We start from the raw sequence: 25,447 nt of genomic DNA, 5'->3' as shown, positions 1-25,447 counted from the left end.
GATCAGAGGGGTGGGGCAGATGCCTGTGGGGTGGGTTCGGTGATGCGGAAGCGGGTGAAGAGGGCGGTCCCGGCGGGTCCCGTACCGCCGGGGACCGCCCCGTCCGGGGCCGCGGCGAACAGGCCGAGCAGTGCTCCGACCCAGCGCCACGGCAGTGCGGCGAACATCTGGCCCGAGGGCCGGAATCCGTCGCCGGTGTCGACGAGGAAGCGGCAGCGCGCCCCGTCGGAGATGTCGATGCGCAGCCGCGCCGTGCCGTCCGGTGCCGGGCGCGGGTGGGCGGCGTCGCGCTCGGTGTCGGCGGTCGGGCCCTCGGCGAACCGGTGCACGACGCGGGCCGTGCCGTCGGCGGCGCGCTCCAGGCCGATCCAGGAGTAGGCGTCGCCGAGCACCACGAGTCCCGCGCGTGCGCCGGGAGTTGAGCCGTCGAGGCGGAGGTCCACCTCGACGCGGGAGGGGGTCAGGGGCAGGCGCTGGGTGAGGACGTGCGGGACGCGGCGCAGGTCGCGGACGCCGTCGGCGGAGCGTACGCAGGTCAGGCGCAGCCCGTCGCCGCCGTGCGCGGTCGCGAGGCCGTCGCGCGGGTTGGCGGTCCACTGCCACTGCCGGCCGAACCGGCCGCCGGGGAAGTCGTCGTCGGTGGCGGGCGCCGTGACCGGTTGCGCGGGCAGGTCCGGCTTGGCGTGGACCCGCACGGGAACGCCGGGCGCGTTCTCGGCGCCGAGCACCGGCCAGCCGTCCGCGTCCCGGCGCATCGGCTGGAGATGCACCACCCGCCCGTACGCTCCGCGCTGCTGGAAGTGCAGGAACCAGTCCTCGCCCGTGGGCGTGTCCACCCAGCCGCCCTGGTGGGGGCCGTTGACGTCGGTGGCGCCCTGTTCGAGGATCACGCGTTCCTCGTACGGGCCGAAGAACGAGCGGGAGCGGAAGGCGCCCTGCCAGCCCGTCTCCACGCTTCCGGCCGGGGCGAGGATCCAGTACCAGCCGTCGCGCCGGTACAGCTTGGGGCCCTCGACGGTGAACCAGCCGGGGAGGCGGTCCCCGTCGATCAACAGGGTTCCCTCGTCGAGGAGTTCGGTGGCGTCCGCGCTCATCCGGTGGCCGGTGAGCCGGTTCTTGATGCCGGCCCGCGACCTGGCGTAGGCGTGCACGAGGAACGCCTCGCCGCTCTCCTCGTCCCACAGCGGGCAGGCGTCGATCAGGCCCTTGCCCGCCTTCAGCAGGTGGGGCCGGCTCCAAGGGCCCCTGATGGACGGCGCGTTGATCTGGTGGATGCCGTGGTCGGGGTCGCCCCAGAAGATCCAGAAGCGGTCGTCGTGGTACCGGATCGAGGGCGCCCACACGCCGCAGTCGTGGCGCGGAGCCGTGAACGCCTCGGTGGGTTCGAGGCGGTCGAGGGCGTGTCCGATCAGGGTCCAGTTGACGAGGTCGCGGGAGTGCAGGAGGGGCAGTCCCGGGGCGCGGCCGAAGCTGGACGCGGTGAGGTAGAAGTCGTCGCCGACGCGGCACACGTCGGGGTCGGACCAGTCGGCGGCGAGGACCGGGTTGCGGTACGTGCCGTCGCCCAGGTCGCCGGTGCGGGCCGGCGGGCTCATGCGGAGACCGCCTTTCTGACCAGGGCGGTGACGCGTTCGCGGTCGAGGCGGCCGTCGGCGACGACCGTGACGACGCGGCGTACGGCGGTGTCGCCGGGGGCGATCGCGAGGCGCTCGCGTGCGGCGAGCGAGGAGCCGACGCCGGGGTACTCGGCGGTGCGCACGAACCACGGGTCGCGCCGGGTCTCGGCGGTGGCCCCGGCGAAGACCAGCGTCCAGCCGTCGCCGGTCAGGGCGAGCCAGTCGGCGGGGCGGCCGTGCACGGCGTCCTCGCCCTCGGCGTCGGCGGTGCGCACGGACGGGGCGGCGCTCTCCTTGGGCGCCCGCCAGAAGAAGCCTCCGTAGGCGGCGCCGGGGCGGCCGTTGGTGGCGGGGCTGCCGACGGTGACCGGTTCGCGGCCCGGGTTGGTGAGCGCGAAGGTGAGGTCGAGCGCCCAGGCGTCGTCGGCGAGCCGGGTCACGGCGACGGTGCGGCGCTCGCGCAGCAGGACGCGCGTGTCCGCGATCCAGTCCAGGTCCTCGACGCACCCGTCCGGGTCGCACAGCTTGAACTCGCGGTGCCGCTGCTCGCCGTGGTTGTCGAGTTCGGTCGGGCCCTGGTCGCGCACGTAGGTGCGGCCGCCCCAGAAGTTGTGCCCGTCGACGTCCGGCACGGCGACGCCGACGCCCAGGTGGTGCGGATGGTCGGCGGGCCCGCACTCGGTGACGGGGATGCCGGCGAGGGTGGTCACGGGGTGCAGGAACGGGCGCGGGGAGCGCCGTCGGCCGAGGTCGGCGCGCACCTCGTAGCGGGCGACGGGGCGGCCCGCGCAGTGCAGGGTCAGGGGTGCGGCGGCGAGCCGGTTCATCGGGCGGCCTCCTGTTCCGTGCGGGCCGGGCCGGTCTCCCGCCGGGCCCAGTCGGCGCCGAGCCCGGCGAAGCCGGTGAGGGTGTCGGCGCTGGCGGCGACGAGCCCGTCGATGCCGGGCACGACCCGGCGGACGGTGCCGTCGCCCCCGCCGCCGGGCACCGTGTGCCAGGCCGACGCGGGCAGCGGGCGGGGGTCGGGCGCGCGGCGGATCGCCTCGACGACCCGCATGAAGGCGCCGGTCGCGGCGGGGGTGACGAGGAGTTCGGTGGCCCCGGCCGGGTCGGTGAGGTGGGCGACCAGGTTCTCCAGGAGGTCCGTGCGGGCGTGCGTGGTCTCCTGCGGGCCGTGTCCGGCGCGCTGGACGAGGACGCGGTCCTGCTTGTACCAGAAGGTGATCCGGCCGTGGCTGCCGTGCACGACGACATAGGGCTCGTCGGGCCGCTCGGCGCACAGGGTCGCGGCGACGGTGACGCGCGAGCCGGTGCGGGTCGTGATCGAGACGTACGAGGTGTCGTCGGCCTCGATGGCGTTCGCGCGGAACAGTTCGGTGCGGACGGCGGTCAGGTCGTCGGCGCCGGTCGCGCCGTCGAGGGCGAGGCCGGTGGCGACGGCGTGGGCGAGGGGGTTGGTGAGGACGCCGTCGACCACGTCGACGGAGCCGCCGTTGCCGTCCGGCAGCCTGCGCCGCCCGGACCAGGACGCGCGCCGGAAGTAGGCCTCGTCGCGGGCCCAGGCGCCGGCGGCGCCGATGCCGAGGGGTTCGCCGATGAGGCCGTCCCGTACGAGATCCCGTACATGGGACACGGCGTGCGAGCCCAGCGACTGGAAGCCGATCTGGCAGGCGACACCGGCTTCGGCGACCCCGGCGGCCATCCGCTCGTACTCCGCGTACGACGGCGCGGGCGGCTTCTCCAGGAGCAGGTGCACGCCCCGTGCGGCGGCGGTCAGCGCGAGATCGGTGTGGGTGGGGATCGGGGTGCAGACGACCGCGACGCGGGCGCCGGTGCGGTCCAGGAGGTCGCCGAGGTCCGGGGATTGGGCCACACCTCCGAGACCGGCCAGCTCGGAGTCCGGGAGCGGTTGCAGTTCGCAGACTCCGGCAAGGGTGACGAGGCCCGCGTCGGCCAGCCGCCGGATGTTGTCCAGGTGCCAGCGGCCGTGTCCGCGGGCACCCGCGAGAACGACGGGAACCGGAATCTCGGTGGTCATCCCTTCACCGCCCCGGCGCTGAAGCCCGTGACGAGCCACTTCTGGATGAAGGCGAAGACGATCACGACGGGCAGGGCGGCCACGACACCGCCGGCGGCGAGCGCGCCGAGGTCGACGGAGTCGGCGCCCATGAGGGTGGCGAGGCCGACCGGGATCGTCTGCTTGCTCTGGTCCGAGAGGAACATCAGGGCGAACAGGAAGTGGTTCCAGCTGTGCACGAAGGCGAAGGAGCCCACGGCGATCAGCCCCGGCCGCAGCAGCGGCAGGACGACGGCGCAGAAGGCGCGGAAGCGTCCGCAGCCGTCGACCCAGGCGGCCTCCTCCAAGGAGGGCGGCACGTTCCGGATGAAGCCGCTGATCAGGATCATCGTCAGCGGCAGCTGGAAGACGGTCTCGGCGATGATGACGCTGCCCAGCGAGTTGATCATCTTCAGGTTGGCGAAGATCTCGAAGAGCGGTACGAGCATCAGCGCGCCCGGGATGAACTGCGAGCAGAGCAGCGCCAGCATGAAGGCTTTTTTGACCTTGAAGTTGAAGCGGGCGAGCGCATAGCCGCCGGCCAGGGCGACGACGGTCGTCATGAACATCGAGGCGACGCCGACGAGCAGGCTGTTCTGGAAGAAGGTGGCGAACGCCCGCTCGTTCCAGACCTTGTCGAAGTGCTCGAAGGTGAGCGGCCACGGCACGAGCGAGGTCGAGCCGGTGGGCCGGAACGCGAAGAGCAGCATCCAGTAGAACGGGACGAGCGTGAAGAGCAGGTACACGCCGAGCGGCACGTAGATCTGCCAGCGCGGCACGTCCTCCCAGGACGCCCCCTTCTTGGACGGCTTGATCTCCGGGCGGCGCCTGCCCGGCGCCGGGCGCACGGGGGCGGTCGTGGTGGCGGTCAACTGGGCTTCCTTGACGGTCACTTGTCGTCGCCCCCGAACTTGCTCAGGCGGAGATAGATCATCGAGCAGAACAGGAGGATCACGAAGGCGATGGAGGTCAGCGCGGACGCGTAGCCGAAGTCGTGGCTGTCGACGGCGATGGAGGCGATCCGCAGCGGCAGCGTCGTCGTCTCTCCCGCGGGGCCGCCGCCGGTGAGGGTGTAGAGCAGGTCGACGTTGTTGAACTCCCACACCGCGCGCAGCAGCGTGGACAGGATGATGGCGTCCTTCAGGTGCGGCAGCGTGATGTGGAAGAACTGCCGCATGCGGCTCGCGCCGTCGACCTCGGCGGCCTCGTACAGGTCCTTGGAGACGGACTGGAGGTCGGCGAGGATGAGGATCGCGAAGAACGGTACGCCGCGCCAGAGTTCGGCGGTGACGACGGCCGGGAAGACGGTCGCGGTGTCGGACAGCCACGAGGTCCCGTAACTGCCGATGCCCGCGTCGGCGAGGTAACGGGTGATGCCCGTCTGGGAGTTGTAGAGCAGCATCCAGATCGACGACGTGAGCACGCCGGAGACGGCCCACGGCGAGAACACCATCGCGCGGGCGAGACCGCGGCCGACGAACGTCTGGTTCACGACGAGCGCGAGCCCGAGACCGAGCAGGAGTTGCAGGACGACCTGCACCACGACCCACTGGAGGCTGAAGCCCAGCGTGCTCCAGAAGTCGGGGTCGCTGGTGAAGGCGGTGACGAAGTTGTCGAAGCCCGCGAAGCCGTTCCGCCACGGCTTGGTGGGGTTGTAGTTCTGCAGGCTGTAGTAGAAGACGCTGATGACGGGGTACGCGATGAAGCCCAGCATCAGCAGACCGGCGGGCGCGATCAGCAGATACGGCAGCCTGCGCGGGGTGGCGGACGTGCGGCGGCGGCGCCGGGCCGGTGGTCCGGCCGGCGGGGCTTTGGCCACGGCTGCGGCTTGGGCCATGACGGGAACTCCGTTCTCAGTGGCTCAGGTCGGTACTGGTGAAGCGCTTCACCCACCTGGGCAGAAAGCGCTTTACAGACGCTGTTCGAGATGTCGATCATGTGGGGCCGGGGCCCCGCACGGCGGCGGGCTCAGCCCGCGTAGGGATCCGGCACCTGGCCCGGCCGGGCCAGGAAGGCGAAGTCGCAGCCGGTGTCGGCCTGCGTGATCTGCTCGTTGTAGAGCGCGCCGTAGCCGCGCTCGTACCGCTCGGGCGGCGCGCTCCACTCGGCCCGGCGGGACGCCAACTCGTCTTCTTCTACGTTGAGTCGAAGGCTCCGGGCGGCCACGTCGAGGGTGATGCTGTCGCCGGTGCGGACGAGCGCGAGCGGGCCGCCGATGTAGGACTCGGGGGCCACGTGCAGGACGCACGCCCCGTAGCTGGTGCCGCTCATCCGGGCGTCGGAGATCCGCACCATGTCCCGTACTCCCTGCTTGAGCAGGTGGTCGGGGATGGGCAGCATGCCGTACTCGGGCATGCCGGGCCCGCCCTTGGGGCCGGAGTTGCGCAGCACCAGGACGCTGTCCGCGGTGATGCCCAGCTCCGCGTCGTCGATGGTGCGCTGCATGGTCTTGTAGTCGTCGAAGACGACGGCGGGGCCGGTGTGCTTGAGCAGGTGCGGTTCGGCGGCGATGTGCTTGATGACGGCGCCGTCGGGACAGAGGTTGCCGCGCAGGACGGCGACGCCGCCCTCGGCCGCGACCGGGTTGTCCCGGGTGCGGATGACGTCGTCGTCGTGGACGACGGCGCCGTCGAGCTGGTCGGCCAACGTGCCGTTCACCGTGGGCCGTTCGAGGTGCAGCAGATCGGTGATCCGGGAGAGGAAGGCGGGCAGTCCGCCGGCGAAGTAGAAGTCCTCCATGAGGTAGGTCTGTCCGCCGGGCCGCACGTTGGCCAGGACGGGCACGGTGCGGGCGATGCGGTCGAAGTCGTCGAGGGTGAGCGCGATCCCGGCGCGGCCGGCCATCGCGATCAGGTGGATGACGGCGTTGGTGGAGCCGCCGAGGCCGAGCACCGTGGTGACGGCGTCGTCGAAGGCCTCGCCGGTGAGGATCTCGGACGGCCTGAGCGCGGTCCACGCCAGCTCGACGGCGCGGCGCCCGGAGGCGGCGGCCATCCGCTCGTGCGCGGAGTCGACGGCAGGGATGGAGGACGCGCCGGGCAGTGTCATGCCGAGGGCCTCGGCCGCGGCGGTCATGGTGGACGCGGTCCCCATGGTCATGCAGTGGCCCGGCGATCTCGCCAACCCGCCCTGCAACTCGCGCAGTTCGCAGTCGGTGAGGTTGCCCGCGCGGTGCTCGTCCCAGTACTTCCACATGTCGGTGCCGGAGCCGAGCGTCTCGCCACGCCAGTGGCCCGGCAGCATCGGCCCGGCGGGCACGAAGAGGGCCGGGACGTCGGCGGACGTGGCACCCATGATCAGCGCGGGCGTCGACTTGTCACAGCCGCCGAGCAGCACCGCCGCGTCGATCGGGTAGGAGCGCAGCAGCTCCTCCGTCTCCATGGCGAGGAGGTTGCGGTAGAGCATCGGGGTCGGCTTCTGGTACGTCTCCGAGAGCGTGGAGACGGGGAACTCCAGGGGAAAGCCGCCCGCCTGCCACACGCCCCGCTTGACCGCCTCGGCGCGCTCGCGCAGATGGACGTGGCAGGGGTTGATGTCGGACCAGGTGTTGAGGACGGCGATGACCGGGCGGCCCCGGTACTCCTCGGACTCGTAACCGAGCTGGCGCATCCGGGCGTTGTGCGACCAGGTGCGCAGGGCGCCCTCGGTGCCGTACCACTGGTGGGAGCGGAGCTGTTCCGGGGTCAGCCGTGCGCGGCTCGGGCCGGTCATATCGACCACCCCGCCGCGATCTCCGCGACCTCGGCGCGCTCCGCCTGAGGCAACTCCGCGCTGGGCGGCCGCACTTCGCGGCGGCACAGGCCGAGCGAGGCGAGGGCCTCCTTGACGACGGAGACGTTGTTGGCGGAGGAGTCGGCGGCGCGCAGCTCCTCGAAGCGGCGGATCTGCTCCCAGACCTTCATGGCGGCCGGGTAGTCGCCGGATCGAAGCGCTTCGATCATGGACAGCGAGACGCTCGGGGCGACGTTCACCAGACCGGAGGTGAAGCCGGTGGCGCCGGCCGAGAAGTAGGAGGGGGCGTACGGCTCGGCGAGCCCGGCCACCCAGACGAAGCGGTCCAGGCCGGCGTCGCGGGCGAAGGCGGCGAAGCGGGCGGCGTCCGGGACGGCGTACTTGACGCCGATCACGTTCGGACAGGCCGCGCCGAGTTCGGCGAGCCGGGCACCCGGCAGCGTGGCGTTCTTGATGTAGGGGACGACGCCGAGCCCGGGCACCGCCTCGGCGATGGCCCGGTGGTAGTCGACCCAGCCGGCCTCGGAGATGTACGGGTGCACCGGCTGGTGCACCATCACCATGGCGGCGCCGTGCTCCTGGGCGTGCCGGGCGGTCTCGATCGCGGTCGGCACGTCGTGGCCGACGCCGGCCAGGACGGTGGCCGAGGTGCCCGCCTCGTCCAGGGTCACCTCGGTGACCAGGCGACGCTCGGCGGCGGTCAGGGCGTAGAACTCGCCCGTGTTGCCGTTCGGCGTGAGGATGCGCACGCCGCCGTCGAGCAGCCGTCGCAGCAGGGTCCGCAGGACCGTCTCGTCCACGGATCCGTCTGTGGCGAACGGTGTCACCGGGATCGCCACGACGTCGGCGAGCGCGGCCCGCTGAATCTCGAACGAAGCCTTCGGCGCTGTCATGAGTGCTGCTCACCCTCTTCTTCGCCGGCCTCGGGGAAGGCCCGCTGCACGAACGACGCGATGTGGTCCCGCAGTGCGCGCGAGGCGCCCTGTGCGTCACCGGCCAGCGCGAGCTCCAGGATCTCCCGGTGCTCGGCGGCCTCCCGCTCCCAGGACGGGTCGGCGGCCCAGGCCACCGCGGAGACCAGCGCGGCCTGGTCGCGCACCTCGTCGAGCATCTTGCCGAGCAGCGGGTTGCCGCAGGGGACGTAGAGGGCGCGGTGGAACTCCCGGTTGGCCAGCGACCGTTGGGCGGTGTCGGCCGCGGTGTCGGCGGCCCGCAGGGCGTCGCGGGCGTCGTCGAGGGACGCCTTGCGCCGCACGGTGCGGCGCAGGGCCTCCGGTTCGAGGAGCAGGCGCACGTCGTAGACCTCGCGGGCCATGTCCGCGTCCACCATGCGCACCGTGACGCCCTTGTACTGGTTCATCACGACGAGCCCGGTCCCGGCGAGCGTCTTGAGCGCCTCGCGCACCGGCGTCTTGGAGACCCCGAACTGCGCGGCCAGGTCGGTCTCGACCAGGGCCTGTCCGGGTCTCAACTGGCCGGTCAGGATACGGCGCTTGATCTCTTCCAGGACGAACTGGGTGCGGGAGGGGATCGGGATGGGCACAGAGGTCATGCGCGCCTCTCGGTGTATCACGTATCGCGTCTCATATATGACGTACGAAGTACGACGCGTTGAAGCTAGAAGCACGAACTTGTTTCGTCAACGCTTCCGGCAAAAGAAGTCCGCCCCAACTCAGATGAGTTGGGGCGGAGGGCGGTGATGGTGGCGGGTCTCGCCGGAACGCGGCCTAGGGCGTGTGTCGAAAGTCCTGGCGTTCGCCCGGAGGGCGGGCCCCGCGGCGTCTGGTGCGTGCGATCGCAAGGCGCCGGAGCGTCCTCATAGCGGAGCTATTAGGGCGTTTCGGCAACGCCGCGAGCGTGCGTGCCAGACGCCGCGGGGCAGCCAGGACTTTCGACACACGCCCTAGGGTCGCCAGCCGGGATCGCGGCCGCTGAGGCCGATGACCCGGTCGGTGAGCGAGGCGCCCTCGGGCACCGCGACGACCGGTCCGAACAGGCCGCCGCGTTCGCTGTCGTCCGCGGCGGGGGCGAGCAGCGCGTGGGCCGCGCCGAGGGCCGCCTCGTCCGGGGTGTACTCCTGGCCGGTGGCGCGGGCCAGGTCCCAGCCGTGCACGACCAGTTCGTCGGCGGTGACGAGTCCGGCGACGGCGCCGGGCAGGTCGAGGCCGCCCGCGTGGGTCGTGCCGTCCCAGGCGGCGGGGTCCCGCCAGGCCTCGGCCAGCTCGTCGAGCGCCTTGGGCAGGGCGGCTCGCCAGTCCGGGTCGAGGTCGGGCAGCGTGCTGCCGGGCTGCGCCGCGTCGCCGTCCGCGCGCTCCTTGCGGGCCGTCGCGCGCAGGCCGTCGGCCAGGCCGACGATGTGGCCGACGAGATGGCGTACCGCGTAGTCGGGACAGGGTGTCGGCAGGTCGAGCTGGTCCTCGCGGACCCCGTGGGCGAGCCGGGTGACGATCCGGGCCTGGGGGCTGAGGTCCACTGTCGTGTCACTCATGGTGACCCTTCCGGTGAGGCGTGATGTCCGGTGTTCACCGGTACAGACCCCACCGCGGCCCGGAACTCATCGGTCCCGGCTCAGAGCCCGGCGAGCGCCTCCGTGACGAGGGTGAGGTCCGCGTCCGACGCCAGCCCCGCGTGGTACAGCCGCAGCTCGCTGGCGCCCAGGTCGCGCGCGGCCCGCGCGTCGGCGGCAAGGGTGCCGGGGCTGCCGCCCATGCCCCGGACGACGGTGAGGTTCGCGGCGACCACTCCCCTGCCCTGCGCGGCGAAGGGGGGCAGCAGCCCGGCGCCGCCCGTGCACGGCACGACCACCCCGTCGGCGACGGAGAGGATGTGCGCGGGGTCCACGCCGGCGTTGGCTCCGCAGTGGTAGGAGACCGGGTCGGCGTGCAGCAGCACCTGGAAGCCGGCGGGGGCCGCTTCCCGTACCGCCGCGACGGCGGCTTCCTGGAGGCCGCGGGCGGTGGCGTCGCGGTAGGCGCGGGTGGCGCCGGCCGTCTCGGCCCCGAGCAGCTTCTCGACGCTCCCCCAGCCGTCGTCGACGGCCTCGCCCCGCCATACGGGTTCCAGCGCGGCCCGCACGGCAGCGCTCAACTCATCCGCATCCAGACCGTGTTCGACGTATCCGGCCTGGCACGAAAAGCAGAAGCAGAGTGACATCAGGTACTGCGCCGCCTCCCCGAGGCCGACGCCGCCCGTCTTGTCGTGGGCGTGCAGATGCGCGAGGCCGTACCAGCCGAGCGACTCGAGTTCGGTGCCGCGCGCGCCGGGCCGGGTCGCGGCCTCGGCGGCGAGGGCGACGAGGTAGGCGCGGGTGGCGGGCTGGGCGATGCAGGGGGCCCACGGGTAGCGGTCGCCGTACGCGTTGACGACCGAGGTGTCCGGATGTTCGGCGCCCAGGCGGGAGTTGTGGGCGAGGACGACCCAGGTGTGCACCTCCAGACCGGCGTCGGCGAGGGCCGCCGCGGCTTCGCCGTAGGCGTCGCCCGGAGCCCAGTCCCCCGCGGCGTACGGCCTCAACTCAGCTCCCGCCCAGCGCTGTTCGTCGACCGGGTAGAGGACGGAGGCATGTTCGGCGGTGACGACGCGGTGGCGGGGATGGCGCGGGGTGAGGGCCCGGGTGGAGTGGTAGGCGGCGGCGAGGGTGACCTGCTGGACGCCGAGGCCGGCGATGCGGCGGGCGGCTTCGGGGTCGCCGACGACGTCCCAGGGATAGACGAAGGCGGAGGTCTTCACGCGCCCTGCTCCTCACTCGCGGATGCCGGACGTGCGGACTCCAGCAACTCGGCCGCCCGCTCGATGAGTTCGGCGAGCTGCTTGACATGGTCCTCGGTCGGCTCGTGCAGCGGCGGGCGGACCTCGCCGACGTCGAGCCCGCGCAACCGTACCCCGGCCTTCACCAGCGCGACCGCGTAGCCCCGGCCCTGGTTGCGCAGTTCGACGAGCGGCCGGTAGAAGCCGTCGAGCAGCGCGTTCACGGTCGTGTCGTCGCCGGTGTTCACCGCCGTGTGGAAGGCCTGCGCGATCTCGGGCGCGAAGCAGAACACGGCGGAGGAGTAGAGCGTGATGCCGATGCCCCGGTAGGCGAGCATGGTGAGTTCGGCGGTCGGCAGTCCGTTGAAGTAGAGGAAGTCGTCGCGCACGCCCGCGGCGCGTACCGCGCTCACGGTCCGCTGCATCAGGTCGAGGTCGCCGAGCCCGTCCTTGAGCCCGATCACCTTCGGGTGGCGGGCGAGCGCGACGACGGTCTCCGGGGTGAACACGGCGTTGTCGCGCTGGTACACGATGACATCGAGGGAGGTCGCGTCGGCCAGTTCGGTGTAGTGCCGCAGCAGGCCCTCCTGCCCGGCGACGACGAGATAGGGCGGCATCGCCAACAGGCCGTCCGCGCCCGCCCGTTCGGCCGCGCGCGCGTAGCGGACGGCGAGCGCGGTGCCGTATCCGGCGCCCGCGACCACCGGCACCCGGCCGTCCGTCGCCTCGACCGCGGCGGCCACGCACGCCTCGAACTCCTCGGGGGCCAGCGCGTGGAACTCCCCGGTGCCGCAGCAGGCGAAGACGGCGGCGGCCCCGGCCTCGACGCCGCGCCGCACATGGGTGCGGTACATGTCGAGGTCGACGGCGCCGTCCGGCCCGTACGGGGTGACCGGGAAGAAGAGCGGGCCACTCGGGACACCGAGTCGAACGGCGAGGGCGGCTGACGTCACGGGCTCTCCCTGAGCGTTGCACGCACACATGTGCATGTTTCTGATCCGCGTCTATATTTCTGAACGCACTCACCGTAAGCCGCCCCAAAGCAGGCGGTCAAGCGCCCGAACTGGGCGGACCTGCGGCAGACTCTTGACGGAGCCGGACCGCCTCCTTAGCGTGTCCACGAATGTGAATGCCGCTCACGCATGGACATGGAGATCACGCACATGTCAGTCCCCTCCGCGCCCCGCACGATCCTGCTGACCGGCGCCGCCGGCGGACTCGGCACCCTGATGCGTGAGTTGCTGCCGCAGCACGGGTACACCCTGCGCCTGTTCGACGTCCGCCCCGTGCCGGACGCGCCGGACGCGATCGTCGCGGACCTGAACGACGCGGAGGCGCTGCGCGAGGCGGTCCGTGGCGTCGACGGCGTCCTGCATCTGGCGGGCATCTCCCTGGAGTCGACCTTCGACAAAATCGTCGAGTCGAACATCAAGGGCACCCAGCGGCTCTACGAGGCGGTCCGCGCGGAGGGCGCCTCCCGCGCCGACGGCACGGCCCCCCGGGTCGTCTTCGCCTCGTCCAACCACGCGATCGGCTACACCGCGCGCCCGCGCACCGAGGACGGCGAACCGGTCGTCCCGGTCTCGACGCTCCGCCGCCCCGACACCTTCTACGGCCTGTCCAAGTCGTTCGGCGAGGACCTGGCCCAGTACTACTGGGACGAGCACGGCATCGAGACGGTGTCGGTCCGGATCGGGTCCTGCTTCAGGGAGCCCACCGACGTCCGCATGATGTCGGTCTGGATGAGCCCCGCCGACGGCGCCCGCCTCTTCCACGCGGGCCTGTCCGCGCCGGGCGTCGGCCACACGGTCGTCTACGGCTCCTCCGCCAACACCCGCGTCTGGTGGGACCTTTCGAGCGCCCGCGCCCTCGGCTACGAGCCGCAGGACGACTCCGAGGTGTACGCGGAGAAGCTGCTGGCGGAGTTCGGCCCGCTCTCCGACGAGAACCCGGCACACCGGTACATGGGCGGGCGTTTCATCAACGACCCGCCGATCTGGCCGTACTGACCCGAGCGCCGCCCGCGCCCCATCCGGTCACCATCCGGGCCGGTCCGGCCCCCTGAACGGGCATCCACCCCGCCCGAACCCACATGATCCCGGGCTCCCGCCCTGGTCCGAGCCGGGCAGCCACGCCCCGAAACAGACAGAAACGGGCAGTATCGCTTCCGCAACAGACCTGGTCACCACCCCTCCGCGCCGGTAGAAATTCCGGAGCGGGCCCCACCGGGCCCGAACGGGCACCACGGCACCACGGGCACGGAGGGGCGACATGAGCGCCGAGGAACGGCAGCGGGAGATCGTACGCGCGGCACGCCGCACCGGCAGCGTCGACGTGACCGAGCTCGCGGCCGAACTGGGCGTCGCCAAGGAGACGGTCCGCCGCGATCTGCGCGCGCTGGAGGACCACGGTCTGGTCCGGCGCACGCACGGCGGGGCGTACCCGGTGGAGAGCGCCGGGTTCGAGACGACGCTCGCGTTCCGCACCACCATGCACGTACCGGAGAAGCGGCGGATCGCGACGGCCGCCGCCGACCTGCTCGGCGACGCGGAGACGGTCTTCGTCGACGAGGGGTTCACCCCGCAGCTCATCGCGGAGGCGCTGCCGCACGACCGGCCACTCACGGTCGTCACGGCGTCCCTGGCCACGGCGGGCGCACTGGCCGAGGCACCGAACACCTCCGTCCTGCTGCTCGGCGGGCGGGTCCGCGCGGGCACGCTGGCCACCGTGGACCACTGGACGACGAAGATGCTCGCCGGCTTCGTCATCGACCTCGCCTACATCGGCGCCAACGGCATCAGCCGCGACCACGGCCTGACCACCCCCGACCCGGCGGTCAGCGAGGTCAAGGCGCAGGCGATCCGGGCGGCACGGCGCACGGTCTTCGCGGGCGTGCACACCAAGTTCGGCGCGGTCAGCTTCTGCCGGTTCGCGCCCGTGGGCGCCCTGGAGACGATCGTGACGAGCACCCACCTGCCCGTGTCCGAAGCACACCGCTACTCGCTGATGGGACCGCAGGTCATCCGCGCCTGACCGCCGGACGAACCGTCAACTGCCGTGCGATGCGCGGGAGTCGGACCCGCACACCCGTCAGCGAAGCGTTTCATCCTTATACGCGACAGAAGTCCAGGAGCATCCATGCGAACCCAGAGCCGACGGAGGCCGCCGGGCGCCCTGCTCGCGACGGCCGCCGCAGGGACGCTGCTCACCCCTCTGCTGTCCGGCTGCTGGGCCGGTGCGGGCGGACTCGGGGGCGGCGACTCCATCAACGTCCTGATGGTGAACAACCCGCAGATGACCGAATTGCAGAAACTCACCGCGAAGTACTTCACCCGCGAGACCGGGATCAAGGTGAACTTCACGGTCCTGCCGGAGAACGACGTCCGCGACAAGATCAGCCAGGACTTCGCCAACCAGGCGGGCCAGTACGACGTGGCGACGCTCTCCAACTACGAGATCCCGATCTACGCCCGCAACGGCTGGCTGCACGAACTGGGCCCGTACGTGAAGAAGGACAAGGGCTTCGACCAGCAGGACATCCTCGCGCCCATGCGCCAGTCGCTGACCGGCGACGACGGCAAGCTCTACGGGGAGCCCTTCTACGGCGAGTCGTCCTTCCTGATGTACCGCAAGGACGTCTTCGCGAAGAAGGGCCTGAAGATGCCCGCGCACCCGACCTGGAGCCAAGTCGCGGACCTCGCGGCGAAGGCCGACGGCGCCGAGAAGGACATGCGCGGCATCTGTCTGCGCGGCCTGCCCGGCTGGGGCGAGCTGATGGCGCCGCTGACGACGGTGGTGAACACCTTCGGCGGCACCTGGTTCGACAAGGACTGGACGGCGCGCCTCGACGACAAGGGCTTCAAGGAAGCGACGCAGTTCTACGTCGACCTCGTACGCAAGCACGGCGAGTCGGGCGCCGCGCAGTCCGGGTTCGCCGAGTGCCTCAACAACCTCACCCAGGGCAAGACGGCCATGTGGTACGACGCCACGTCCGCCGCCGGGTCCCTGGAATCGGCGAAGTCGCCGGTCAAGGGCAAGATCGGGTACGTCGCCGCGCCCACCGTGAAGACGAAGTCCAGCGGCTGGCTGTACACGTGGGCGTGGGGCCTTCAGAAGGCGTCCCACAACCCCGACAAGGCCTGGAAGTTCATCTCCTGGGCGTCCGGCAAGGAGTACGAGAAGCTCGTCGGCGAGAAGTTCGGCTGGGCCAACGTCCCCGCGGGCAAGCGCGCCTCCACGTACGACATCCCGCAGTACCGCGACGAGGCCGCCGCCTTCCAGGACCAGACCCGCGCCGCCATCGAGGGCGCCAAACCGCGTGACCCGGGCGTACAGCCGCGGCCCGCGCCGGGCATCCAGTTCGTCGGCATCCCCGAGTTCACCGACCTCGGCACCAAGGTCTCGCAGGAGATCAGCGCGGCCGTCGCCGGGCGCCAGTCCGTCGACTCGGCCCTGAAGAAGTCCCAGAAACTCGCCTCCGAGATCGCGAAGGAGTACGAGGGCCGATGACGACCGTGACCTCGGCCCCCGTGGCCGCCCCGCAGACGCCCGCGAGCCGACGCCCGCCCCAAAGGCTGCGCGCCTGGGCCACGAGAGCGCCGCTCCTGCCCGCCCTGGTCTTCATGATCGTCGTCACCCAACTGCCCTTCGTGGCAACGCTGGTGATCTCGCTCTTCGACTGGAACGCCCTTTACCCCGACGCCCGCCACTTCACCGGCTTCGCCAACTACTCCGAGGTGCTCACCGATCCCGACCTTCGCAAGTCGGTCCTGACGACGATCCTGCTGACGGTCACCGTCGTGGTGGTGAGCCTGGTCGCCGGGCTGGCGCTCGCCCTGCTCCTGGACCGGAAGTTCAAGGGCCGCGGCATCGTCCGTACGCTGCTGATCGCGCCGTTCCTCGTCGTGCCCGTGGCGGCCGCGCTGCTGTGGAAGCACGTCCTCTACAACCCCGAGTACGGCCTGTTCAACGGCCTGCTGCACTACGTCGGCGGCCCCCAGCCCGACTGGATCTCGAACACGCCGCTGCTCGCGGTGGAGATGTCGCTGATCTGGCAGTGGACGCCGTTCATGATGCTGATCCTGCTCGCCGGCCTCCAGTCACGCTCCGCCGAGCAGATCGAGGCGGCCCGGATGGACGGCGCGAGCCCCTGGCAGATCTTCCGCCACCTCACCCTCCCCCACCTGCGGCGCTACCTCGAACTCGGCGCCCTGCTCGGCTCGATCTACATCGTGCAGAACTTCGACGCGGTGTTCACCCTCACCTCCGGCGGCCTGGGCACGGCGAACCTGCCCTACACCGTCTACCAGACCTTCTACCAGGCCCACGAGAACGGCCTGGCCTCCGCGGCGGGCGTGCTCGTCGTCATCGGCTCCATCATCATCGCGACGTTCGCGCTGCGCGTCGTGTCGTCGCTGTTCCGCGAGGAGGTGGGCCGCGGATGAACTTCGCAACGGTCCTCAAAGGCAAGGGACTCGGTCTCGTCGCCTGGCTGCTCGGCATCGTCTTCTTCCTGCCGATCGCCTGGATGGTCCTGACGTCCTTCCACTCGGAGGAGAACGCGGCGACCAACCCGCCGTCCTTCGCCGCCGCCCTCACCCTCGACGGCTACCGCGACTTCTTCGGCGCGGGCGGCGGCGCGAGCCCGTGGCCCGCCCTCATCAACTCGCTGGTGGCGTCGCTCGGTTCGACCCTGTTCGTCCTGATCCTCGCGCTCCCGGCCGCGTACGCCCTCGCCATCCGGCCGGTGAAGAAGTGGACGGACGTCCTGTTCTTCTTCCTGTCGACGAAGATGCTGCCGATCGTCGCCGGACTGCTGCCGATCTACCTCTTCGCGAAGAACACCGACTTCCTCGACAACATCTGGCTCCTGGTCATCCTCTACACGTCGATGAACCTGCCGATCGCGGTGTGGATGATGCAGTCGTTCCTCGCCGAGGTGCCGGTCGCGGTGATCGAGGCCGCGCAGATCGACGGCGCCCGGCTGCCCACGGTCCTCACCCGGGTCGTGGCCCCCATCGCGCTGCCCGGCATCGCGGCGACGGCCCTGATCTGCTTCATCTTCAGCTGGAACGAACTTCTCTTCGCACGGGTGCTCACCGGGGTCGTCGCCCAGACCGCGCCCGTCTTCCTGACCGGCTTCATCACCAGCCAGGGACTGTTCCTGGCGAAGGTGTGCGCCGCGTCGCTCGTGATCTCCCTGCCGGTGCTCGCCGCGGGGTTCGCCGCCCAGGACAAGCTGGTCCAGGGCCTGTCGTTGGGAGCAGTGAAATGAAGGCAGCGATCGTCGAGTCCGTCGGCAAGGTCACCGTCGGCGAGGTGCCCGACCCGACACCGGGACTGCGGGACGTGGTCGTCGAGGTCGCCGCCTGCGGGCTGTGCGGCACCGATCTGCACATCCGCCAGGGCGAGTTCGCGCCCACGCTGCCGGTGGTGCCGGGCCACGAGTTCGCCGGCACGGTCGCCGAGGTGGGCCGCGACGTCACGGAGGTGCGGGTGGGCGACCGGGTCGCCGTCGACCCCTCCCTGCACTGTCACGAGTGCCGCTTCTGCCGGGCCGGGCGCGGCAACCTGTGCGAGCGGTGGGCCGCGATCGGCGTGACCACGGCGGGCGGCGCCGCCCAGTACGCGCTGGCTCCCGTCGCCAACTGCGTCCGGCTGCCCGACCACGTACGCACCCAGGACGCGGCCCTCATCGAGCCGCTGTCCTGCGCGGTGCGCGGCTACGACGTGCTGAACTCGCGGCTCGGCGCGCACGTGCTGATCTACGGCTCGGGGACCATGGGCCTGATGATGCTGGAGCTCGCCAAGCGGACCGGCGCCGCGAGCGTCGACGTCGTCGACCTCAACCCCGACCGGCTCGCCACGGCCCAGCGGCTCGGCGTCTCCGCCTCTGCGGCGAACCCCGACGAGCTCGACCGGCCGATCGGCTGGGACGTCGTCATCGACGCGACCGGCAACGCGGCGGCGATCCAGGACGGCCTCGGCCGGGTTTCCAAGGCCGGTACGTTCCTCCAGTTCGGCGTCGCCGACTACGCGACCCGGGTGACCATCGACCCGTACCGCATCTACAACCAGGAGATCACCATCACCGGGTCGATGGCGGTGCTGCACAGCTACGAGCGGGCCGCCGAACTGTTCGCGGGCGGGGTCCTCGACCCGGACGTCTTCATCAGCGACCGGCTCCCGCTGGACAGCTACCCGCAGGCCCTCGACCAGTTCGCGTCCGGCGTGGGCCGGAAGATCGTCGTCGTGCCGTAGCGGGACGGTTCAGGAGCGGCTCAGCCAGGTGTGGGCGGCGAGCACCAGCGCCTCCACGCCCGTGCTGAGCGTGGGCTCGACCAGCGGCGCGAAGAACGGCGAATGATTGCTGGGGAGCTGGTCCGCACGGCCCTCCAGGAAGGCGGCGATCGTCGGCTCCGGGTCGAGACCGCCCCAGAACCAGAAGACGGTCGGCACCTTCAGGAAGTCGCCGAACACCCCGACGTCCTCGCTGGCGGTGACGAGCGGAAGCGTCTGGATGCGCTGCTCGCCGAAGTGCTCGGCGAACACGGCCATCGTGGTCTTCGTGGCGTCGGGGTCGCTGACCAGGGCGGGCGCGGCGCCGGACCAGACCAGGTCGGGCTCGGCGACGGCGCCGCCGGCCGCCGACTCGGCGCGCACGATCCGCTCGACGGCGGCGCGCACCAGGTCGCGGGTCTGCGGGGTGTAGGTGCGGATGTTGATCCCGAGCTCGGCGCGGTCGGGAATGATGTTGTCCTTCGTGCCCGCCTGGAGCCGGCCGACGGTGACGACGGCGGGCTCGGCCGGGGAGACCTCGCGGGCGACGATGCCCTGGAGCCGGGTGACGACGTGCGCGGCCATCAGGACCGGGTCGACGGTCGCCTCAGGACGTGAGCCGTGGCCGCCGCGGCCGTGCAGGGTGACGTGCAGGGAGTCGGCCGCCGCCATGACGGGGCCCGTGCCGTACCCGATGAAGCCCGCGGGCAGCGGTCCCACGTGCTGGCCGAGGACGATGCCCGGGACGGGGAACCGCTCGAAGAGGCCGTCGTCGATCATTCCCTGGGCGCCGAGAACGAGTTCCTCAGCCGGCTGGAAGACGACGAGGAGCGTCCCCGACCACGCGTCGCGGGCCTGCGCGAACAGGGTGGCCGCGCCGACGAGACAGGCGGCGTGCATGTCGTGGCCGCAGGCGTGCATCACCGGGACCTCGCGGCCCTCGTGGTCCACGGCACGCTCCGTGCTGGCGTACGGCAGGCCGGTCTTCTCCTCGACGGGCAGCGCGTCGAAGTCGGCGCGGAGCATGACCACGGGCCCCTCGCCGTTGCGCAGCACGCCCACCACTCCGGTGGTGCCGACGCCCTCGGCGACCTCGTCGAACCCGGCGTCCCGCAGCCGCTGCGCGAGCAGAGCGGCCGTGCGGGTCTCCTGGAGGGACAGCTCCGGGTGCCGGTGCAGGTCCTGGTAGAACGCGGCCAGATCCTCCCGGATCCCCGCGAGTCCCGCGGTCACCGCCTGAACGTGCGCCATGGGCAGGCCTCCTGGTGTCTCGACGCGCCCACGGTACGCCGATGGCCGCCCGGGGGCGCGGGCGGCCACAGCTGTTCGGCGCAGTGCTGCCGGGCTAGAGCGCCTGCGCCGCGGGCTTCACCATGCCGCGTACGGTCCGCGACTTCACGAAGTCGCCGATCGCGGTCATCTCCCACTCGCCGGTGAACTGCTTGATGAGCTTGGCCATCATGACGCCGGTCTGCGCCTCGGCGCTCGTGAGGTCGAAGCGGACCAGTTCCTCGCCGCTCGCCGCGTCGACGAGGCGGCAGTACGCCTTGGCGACCTCGGTGAACTTCTGGCCGGAGAACGAGTTCACCGTGAAGACCAGACCGGTGACCTCCTGCGGGAGCCGGCCCAGGTCGACGACGATCACCTCGTCGTCACCGCCGCCCTCGCCCGTGAGGTTGTCGCCGGAGTGCTTGATCGCGCCGTTCACGATCGAGAGCTTGCCGAAGTAGCAGCTGTCGATGTGGTTGCGCTGCGGCCCGTATGCGATGACCGACGCGTCCAGGTCGATGTCCTTGCCCCGGTAGGCGGGCTCCCAGCCGAGGCCCATCTTGACCTGGCTCAGCAGCGGCCGGCCGGCCTTGACCAGGGACACCGTCTGGTTCTTCTGGAGGGAGACGCGCCCCTTGTCCAGGTTGATCTTCCCGGCGCCCGGCGCGGGGGCGGGCGGCGCCGCAGGGGCCGCCGGAGCCGCGGTCTGCGGCGGGGGCGGCGCGAGGCGCGGGTCGACCGGCGGCGTGGTCGGCGGGGGCGGCGTCGTCACCGGGGCGGCCGGGGCCTGGGCGGGCGCGGCCGGAGCCGCCGGCTCCTCCTCGACGGAGACGCCGAAGTCGGTGGCGATGCCCGCCAGCCCGTTCGCATACCCCTGGCCCACCGCGCGGGCCTTCCACGCGCCGTTGCGCAGGTACACCTCGATGATCACCAGCGCCGTCTCGGCGCCGAGCTGCGGCGGGGTGAACGTGGCGAGGACCGAGCCGTCGGCCGCGTCACGGATCGTGGCCGTGGGCTCGATGCCCTGGAACGTCTGTCCTTCGGCGTCCGGGCTCGCGGTGACGACGATCTTCTCGATGCCGGGCGGCACCGCCGCGGTGTCCACGGTGATCGAGTCGGGGGCCGAGCCCCCGCCCGACGCGTACGTCACACCGGGGCCGGCGGGCTGGTTGTAGAAGATGAAGTCGTCGTCCGAGCGCACCTTGCCGTCGGCGGTGAGCAGCAGGCCCGATACGTCGAGCCGCACGGGAGCGGAGACGTCCACCGCCACGCGCTGCGCCGTGAGCGGGATGTTCGAGCCGGGGGTCATAGCGGTCATGCCCCAGGTAACGAGCGGCTCCGCTTTACCGTTCCCTTACCGAAGACTTTTCTACGGTTCTCTTACCCGGGCCCGCTTCCACGTCTCTGCCCGGCCCACTCCTGCGCGGCCGCGGGCAGGCCTTCTACGCGGATGTCCGCAGGCCTTCCAGCATCAGCCGCCGATAGCGGGCCACGCCCTCCGGGTCGCCTCCGGCCAGCTGAGCCGCCTCGACGACGGCGTGATTGAGGCGCAGCAGCTCCAGATGGGTCAGGTCGGTGCGCATCTCGCCGGCCTCCTGCGCCGCGGCGAGCAGCTCGGCCGCCGCACTCTTGAGGCACTCGCCGCACTGGATGACGAGGGGTGCCCCGCTCTCGGCGACGACCGCTCCGAGCAGCGATTTGAGGGCCTTCACCTGCACGATCTGCTCGCCGAGTTCCCCGAGCCAGGCGAAGAGCGCGTCCCCCGGCGGCAGCTCGGCGCCCAGCGTCCTCGCCCGCTCGGCCAGCGCCTCGAAGAGGTCGACGTACACGGCCTCCATGAGCGCCTCGCGCGTCGGGAAGTGCCGGTAGAGCGTGCCCGATCCGACGCCGGCCCGCTTGGCGATGTCGTCCAGCGAGGCCTGGGGGCCCTTCTCGGCGAACGCGGCGGCGGCTTCCTTCAGGAGCCGTTCGTAGTTGCGGCGCGCGTCCGCGCGCTTCGGCTTCGCCGGTCGCCCGGCCGCTCCCACCTGGGCCATGTCTGCCTCCTCCGGGGGCGCCTTCGAGAACCCCTTGCACAACCGGGGACTGTCTCCGTATGTTAGCCGGAGCTAAACGGAGACAGTCCCCGCTTCATCTCGCGGGCAGTCCGGGCTGCCCGCGCGCCTCTCAACCCACCGTCCCTGTACGGGAGTCGAGCATGTCCTCCGCACCGCCCGCCACCACATCCACGGACCTTCGGGACCGCACCGTAGCGCGCCCCGGCGCGGTCCTCACCCTCATCGTCACCGCCTACCTGATGGTGGGTCTGGACTCCACCGTCGTGAACGTCGCGCTGCCCGACATCCAGCGCACCCTCGACTTCACACCCACCGGCCTGTCCTGGGTCCTGAACGCCTACACCCTCGCCTTCGGCGGCCTGCTCCTCCTGGCCGGTCGCGCGGGCGACATCCTCGGCCGCCGCAGGACGCTGATCACCGGCGTCCTGGTCTTCGCCGCCGCGTCGCTGTGCGGCGGGCTCGCCACCGACGGCGCGTTACTGCTGGCCGCCCGCGCCGTCCAGGGCGTCGGCGCCGCCCTGATCGCGCCCAGCACCCTCGCCCTGATCACCATGCACTTCGCCGACGGACCGGCCCGCCACCGCGCCCTCGCCGTCTACTCCTCGATGGCCGGCATCGGCGCCTCCATCGGTCTGGTGCTCGGCGGCGCCCTCACCGACCTCGCGTCCTGGCGCTGGTCGCTCCTGATCAACGTACCGATCGGCGTGGCACTCGCGCTCGCCCTGCCGCGCGTGGTCCGCGAAACCCCGCGCCACAGCGGCCGGTTCGACTCCTTCGACACCGGGGGTGCCGTCACGGGCACGGCCGGGATGTTCTTCCTCGTCTACGCCTTCATCCGCGTCTCGGACAGCTCCTGGACCGATCCCCTCGCCCTGACCTGCTTCTTCTCGGCGGCGGCCCTGCTCGCCGGATTCCTCTGGGTCGAGTCGCGCGCCCGGCAGCCCATCGCCCCGCTCGCCCTCTTCAGGGACCGCGACCGTGCGGCCGCCTACGCGATCATCCTGCTGCTTCCCGCCGGCAACTTCGGCGCCTTCTACTTCCTCACGCTCTACGTCCAACAGGTGCTGGACTACAGCCCGTTGAAGGCAGGATTCGCGTTCCTGCCGTTGACGGCGGCGGTGTTCGTGACGGTGCGGTGCGCGCCCCGGCTGCTCGCCCGTTTCGGCGCCAAGCCGCTCCTGGTCACCGGCTCCCTGCTGATGATCGCGACCGGCGCCTGGCTGAGTCGCCTCGCCGCCACCGACAGCTTCGCGAGCGGGCTGCTCGGCCCGATGCTGCTGCTCGGCGTGGGCGTCGGCCTCAGCTTCATGCCGCTGAACGCGACGATCCTGACGGGCATCACCCCGGCCGAGGCGGGCGCGGCCTCGGGCCTGCTCCAGACCTTCCAGTGGCTGGGCGGCACGGTGGGCCTGGCGGCACTGGTCACGGTGTACGGCACAGCGACACGCCACGCCCACGGGTCGGCGGACGCGGTCTTGGTGCACGGGGCGACACGGGCGTTCGAGGTGGGCGCCCTGATCGCGATGGGGGCTCTGTTGGTCATCGTGGTGGGGCTACGGCCCCGGAAGGGGCGCGGGGCCGTACCGAACAGCGGCTCCGCCGCGGGGCGCGACCAGCCACAGACAACGGGAGCCCGGCAACCGGGCTGACCCGGCGGACGAGGAGCCGGGTCGAGCGGCCCGAGCCGCTCGACCCCGCTACGTCCAGGGCCAGTCCGCGTCCCGCCCGGATTCGAGCAGCGACACCATCCGGAACGCCGCGTCGGTGAGCCCGCCGAACGTGTGCCGGTTCGCCGCACCGGAGGGCGCGTGGCCCGCCCGGTACCCAGCCAGGTTCCAGGTGTAGACGGGGACCCGCGCCGGAACCTGCCCGGTCGGGTCGCCGTGCCTGCTGTAGCGCGCCTGCTCGTCCGTGACGATCAGCACCCGGTCGTGGCCGCGGTAGTGGCGCCGGACCGCCTCGGCGGTGTTCGTGCCGCCCAGGTTCCCGAAGCGCTCCAGGACCTTCAGGACGGACTCGCCCTTGCGGTACATGACGTCGGTGCTGCCCGTGCCGAACTGCACCAGGTCGGCCCGCTCCGCCCGCAGCGCGACCGCCGCGCCGAACAGCTGCCGCGTCCGCGCGGTTGAGCTGCGACCGCTCGGACAGCGGACCCCACATGGAGCCGGAGCGGTCCACCAGGATCAGCGAACGGCCCTTCAGGGACGGCACGTTGGCCAGCGAGTGGCCGAGCGCCGTCTCCAGCGGGTACGCCCAGCGCAGCGACGGGGCGTGCTGGTAGGCGGCGAGGTAGCGGAACGGGAACTGCCGCGAGCGCGCCACCTCGGCCGGGTCGGAGATCTTCGCGGCGACCCGCGACGCGACCTCGTCCGAGACGCCCGCCTCATCGAAGTTGCGGAGGTTGCGGACCAGCGCCATCGCGCCCATGGACGGGACCACGGCCTCCCAGGCCGCCTTGTCCATCGGGCCCTGCAGCCAGCCGGCCAGCGCCTCCCACGTCACGCCCGCCGCCGCGAGCCGCTCGGCGCCGTCGGGCGCGAGCAGCACGGAGCGCCGCTCGGCGACCGGCAGGGCCATCAGCTCCCGGTGGGCGCGCAGGACGTCGCTGCCCGCCGGGGGCGCGGCCGTGTCGGGGTGGTGGCGCCGGTCGAGTGCGTACCGGAACAGCTCGCCCTGCCACGGCTTGGCCGGGTCGGGAGAGGCGTGCACCAGATTGAGCACGTCGCCGAAGCGGTAGCCCTTGGACGCGGTGTCGTACTTCAGGAGCGCCTTGCCGTGGTACAGGTGCCGCACGGCGTCGGCGATGCCGCGCTTGACCGGCTTGGGGACGGCCCGTCCGTACGTCTGCGTCCAGTAGCCGAGCAGCTCGCCGGGCTCATCGGGGCGGCGCAGCACGGAGGCGACGACCGCCCGGTTCGACGGTCCGTCGCCCGCGCCGGCGTCGAGCCGTGCCTTCACGTACTCGGCGGCGCCCACGAGGGACGCGGTGCGCAGATTGCCCTCGCCGCGCAGCCAGCCGAGCAGACCCGCGGTCCACTCCGGGTCGCTCACGGCGAGGGCGCGCACGAGCGCGGCGAACCGGTCGTCGCGGTCCGCGCCGTCCTCGTAGAAGGTCCGCTGGGAGACGAAGTTGGCGACCGCCAGCAGAAAGAGCTCGGAGCGGGGGTCGCGCCCGAATCCGGTGCCGCCCTCGTGCGTGGGCACGGTGCGGCCGGTGGTGCGGACGACGGAACGCAGCGCCGCTCTGGCGCCCTTGCGGTTGTAACGGGCCATGTCGATTCTCCCCCCTGAATTCTTCGTTCGCGCACACGAAAAGCGCAGCGCATGGAGCGTGCCCGAGGTCAGGAATCGACGACGGAAACAGTCAGGTGCTCTACCCGATTGAGCTACGGCAACCCGAAGTCACCGACGGGATTCGAACCCGCAACCGCCAGATCCAGAAGTACCCGTTGTCTGCGCACCGGGCACACACCATGTACTGCGCTTTCCGAGGAAATGCATGCGTCCAGAGATCAAGGCCGGCGGAACCGACGGATGGTGCTCTGCCACTGAGCTACACCGGCACGGAAATACCGGCGGCGGGAATCGAACCCGCGGCCTCCCCATTATGAGTGGAAGTAGGTCCTGCCTGTCGCACCTGGACAAGAACGACTGTACGGCGGCGCGTAACAGCCGTGCCAGGCATTTATTTT

Annotated in this window: 21 protein-coding genes and 1 pseudogene; 7 read left to right on the top strand and 15 right to left on the bottom strand. The window is 71.6% G+C overall.

Going from position 1 to position 25,447, the window contains the following annotated elements; all coding sequences use genetic code 11:
• Positions 1–2: 2 nt before the first annotated feature.
• From ACFVDP_RS33350 to ACFVDP_RS33300, 11 genes are all read right to left on the bottom strand, one after another.
• On the bottom strand, positions 3–1,595 hold the full coding sequence (locus tag ACFVDP_RS33350) for a family 43 glycosylhydrolase (protein ID WP_383497941.1): 1,593 nt from the start codon (positions 1,593–1,595) through the stop codon (positions 3–5).
• Positions 1,592–2,443: a PmoA family protein gene (locus tag ACFVDP_RS33345; protein ID WP_383497939.1), complete on the bottom strand. Its 852-nt coding sequence runs from the start codon at positions 2,441–2,443 to the stop codon at positions 1,592–1,594. The genes ACFVDP_RS33350 and ACFVDP_RS33345 overlap by 4 nt, the downstream gene beginning before the upstream one ends.
• A complete protein-coding gene (locus ACFVDP_RS33340) occupies positions 2,440–3,654 on the bottom strand; it encodes a Gfo/Idh/MocA family protein (RefSeq protein ID WP_383497937.1) in 1,215 nt (404 codons plus the stop codon). The genes ACFVDP_RS33345 and ACFVDP_RS33340 overlap by 4 nt, the downstream gene beginning before the upstream one ends.
• Positions 3,651–4,565, bottom strand: coding sequence for a carbohydrate ABC transporter permease (locus ACFVDP_RS33335; protein WP_383497935.1), 915 nt, complete (start codon positions 4,563–4,565; stop codon positions 3,651–3,653). Before ACFVDP_RS33335 ends, ACFVDP_RS33340 begins: the two co-directional genes overlap by 4 nt.
• Positions 4,562–5,509, bottom strand: a complete 948-nt coding sequence (locus tag ACFVDP_RS33330; protein ID WP_383497933.1) for a carbohydrate ABC transporter permease — start codon at positions 5,507–5,509, stop codon at positions 4,562–4,564. The genes ACFVDP_RS33335 and ACFVDP_RS33330 overlap by 4 nt, the downstream gene beginning before the upstream one ends.
• A gap of 131 nt (positions 5,510–5,640) precedes the next feature.
• Positions 5,641–7,383, bottom strand: a complete 1,743-nt coding sequence (gene araD, locus ACFVDP_RS33325) for an L-arabinonate dehydratase (RefSeq protein WP_383497931.1) — start codon at positions 7,381–7,383, stop codon at positions 5,641–5,643.
• The gene (locus tag ACFVDP_RS33320; protein ID WP_383497929.1) at positions 7,380–8,297 is read right to left on the bottom strand and encodes a dihydrodipicolinate synthase family protein; all 918 of its coding nucleotides are present in this window, start codon (positions 8,295–8,297) and stop codon (positions 7,380–7,382) included. The genes araD and ACFVDP_RS33320 overlap by 4 nt, the downstream gene beginning before the upstream one ends.
• Positions 8,294–8,956: a GntR family transcriptional regulator gene (locus tag ACFVDP_RS33315; RefSeq protein ID WP_383497927.1), complete on the bottom strand. Its 663-nt coding sequence runs from the start codon at positions 8,954–8,956 to the stop codon at positions 8,294–8,296. The genes ACFVDP_RS33320 and ACFVDP_RS33315 overlap by 4 nt, the downstream gene beginning before the upstream one ends.
• A gap of 351 nt (positions 8,957–9,307) precedes the next feature.
• Positions 9,308–9,892 carry a TIGR03086 family metal-binding protein gene (locus tag ACFVDP_RS33310; protein ID WP_383497925.1) on the bottom strand — a complete coding sequence of 195 codons (585 nt, stop codon included), beginning with the start codon at positions 9,890–9,892 and terminating at the stop codon, positions 9,308–9,310.
• Positions 9,893–9,972: 80 nt separating this feature from the next.
• Entirely contained in the window at positions 9,973–11,133 is a 1,161-nt protein-coding gene (locus ACFVDP_RS33305; protein WP_383497923.1) for a hypothetical protein, read from the bottom strand.
• Positions 11,130–12,104 (bottom strand): 5-dehydro-4-deoxyglucarate dehydratase, encoded by a 975-nt coding sequence (locus tag ACFVDP_RS33300; RefSeq protein ID WP_383497921.1) that lies wholly within the window; start codon positions 12,102–12,104, stop codon positions 11,130–11,132. The genes ACFVDP_RS33305 and ACFVDP_RS33300 overlap by 4 nt, the downstream gene beginning before the upstream one ends.
• A 210-nt stretch (positions 12,105–12,314) precedes the next feature.
• On the opposite strand from ACFVDP_RS33300, the gene ACFVDP_RS33295 reads away from it, so the two are divergent.
• The 6 genes from ACFVDP_RS33295 to ACFVDP_RS33270 all read left to right on the top strand — a co-directional run bounded on the left by ACFVDP_RS33295 (position 12,315) and on the right by ACFVDP_RS33270 (position 18,411).
• Positions 12,315–13,160 (top strand): NAD-dependent epimerase/dehydratase family protein, encoded by an 846-nt coding sequence (locus ACFVDP_RS33295; RefSeq protein WP_383497919.1) that lies wholly within the window; start codon positions 12,315–12,317, stop codon positions 13,158–13,160.
• A 262-nt stretch (positions 13,161–13,422) separates the two neighbouring features.
• Positions 13,423–14,184, top strand: a complete 762-nt coding sequence (locus ACFVDP_RS33290) for a DeoR/GlpR family DNA-binding transcription regulator (RefSeq protein ID WP_383497917.1) — start codon at positions 13,423–13,425, stop codon at positions 14,182–14,184.
• A gap of 105 nt (positions 14,185–14,289) precedes the next feature.
• Complete coding sequence (locus ACFVDP_RS33285; protein ID WP_383497915.1) at positions 14,290–15,660, top strand: ABC transporter substrate-binding protein; 1,371 nt, start codon at positions 14,290–14,292, stop codon at positions 15,658–15,660.
• Entirely contained in the window at positions 15,657–16,595 is a 939-nt protein-coding gene (locus tag ACFVDP_RS33280) for a carbohydrate ABC transporter permease (protein WP_383497913.1), read from the top strand. Before ACFVDP_RS33285 ends, ACFVDP_RS33280 begins: the two co-directional genes overlap by 4 nt.
• Positions 16,592–17,425, top strand: coding sequence for a carbohydrate ABC transporter permease (locus ACFVDP_RS33275; protein ID WP_383497911.1), 834 nt, complete (start codon positions 16,592–16,594; stop codon positions 17,423–17,425). Before ACFVDP_RS33280 ends, ACFVDP_RS33275 begins: the two co-directional genes overlap by 4 nt.
• Positions 17,422–18,411 carry a zinc-dependent alcohol dehydrogenase family protein gene (locus ACFVDP_RS33270; RefSeq protein WP_383497909.1) on the top strand — a complete coding sequence of 330 codons (990 nt, stop codon included), beginning with the start codon at positions 17,422–17,424 and terminating at the stop codon, positions 18,409–18,411. Before ACFVDP_RS33275 ends, ACFVDP_RS33270 begins: the two co-directional genes overlap by 4 nt.
• Before the next feature lie 9 nt (positions 18,412–18,420).
• Here ACFVDP_RS33270 and ACFVDP_RS33265 read toward each other — a convergent pair whose 3' ends face one another.
• The 3 genes from ACFVDP_RS33265 to ACFVDP_RS33255 form a co-directional block, all read right to left on the bottom strand.
• On the bottom strand, positions 18,421–19,680 hold the full coding sequence (locus tag ACFVDP_RS33265; RefSeq protein WP_383497907.1) for an amidohydrolase: 1,260 nt from the start codon (positions 19,678–19,680) through the stop codon (positions 18,421–18,423).
• 94 nt (positions 19,681–19,774) lie between these two features.
• Positions 19,775–21,007, bottom strand: coding sequence for a TerD family protein (locus tag ACFVDP_RS33260; RefSeq protein WP_383498018.1), 1,233 nt, complete (start codon positions 21,005–21,007; stop codon positions 19,775–19,777).
• Positions 21,008–21,140: 133 nt separating this feature from the next.
• Positions 21,141–21,734, bottom strand: coding sequence for a TetR/AcrR family transcriptional regulator (locus tag ACFVDP_RS33255; protein ID WP_383497905.1), 594 nt, complete (start codon positions 21,732–21,734; stop codon positions 21,141–21,143).
• Between the two features lie 161 nt (positions 21,735–21,895).
• Between ACFVDP_RS33255 and ACFVDP_RS33250 the strand changes: the two genes are divergently transcribed.
• Positions 21,896–23,404, top strand: coding sequence for an MFS transporter (locus tag ACFVDP_RS33250; RefSeq protein WP_383497903.1), 1,509 nt, complete (start codon positions 21,896–21,898; stop codon positions 23,402–23,404).
• A gap of 48 nt (positions 23,405–23,452) precedes the next feature.
• Here the strand turns inward: ACFVDP_RS33250 and ACFVDP_RS33245 are convergent.
• Positions 23,453–25,028 (bottom strand): annotated as a pseudogene (locus tag ACFVDP_RS33245) (TROVE domain-containing protein).
• Positions 25,029–25,447: the final 419 nt, after the last annotated feature.

The sequence above is a fragment of the Streptomyces sp. NPDC057694 genome, from assembly GCF_042799415.1.
Taxonomy (GTDB): Bacteria; Actinomycetota; Actinomycetes; order Streptomycetales; family Streptomycetaceae; genus Streptomyces.
This window is presented reverse-complemented; position numbering and strand designations above follow the sequence as displayed.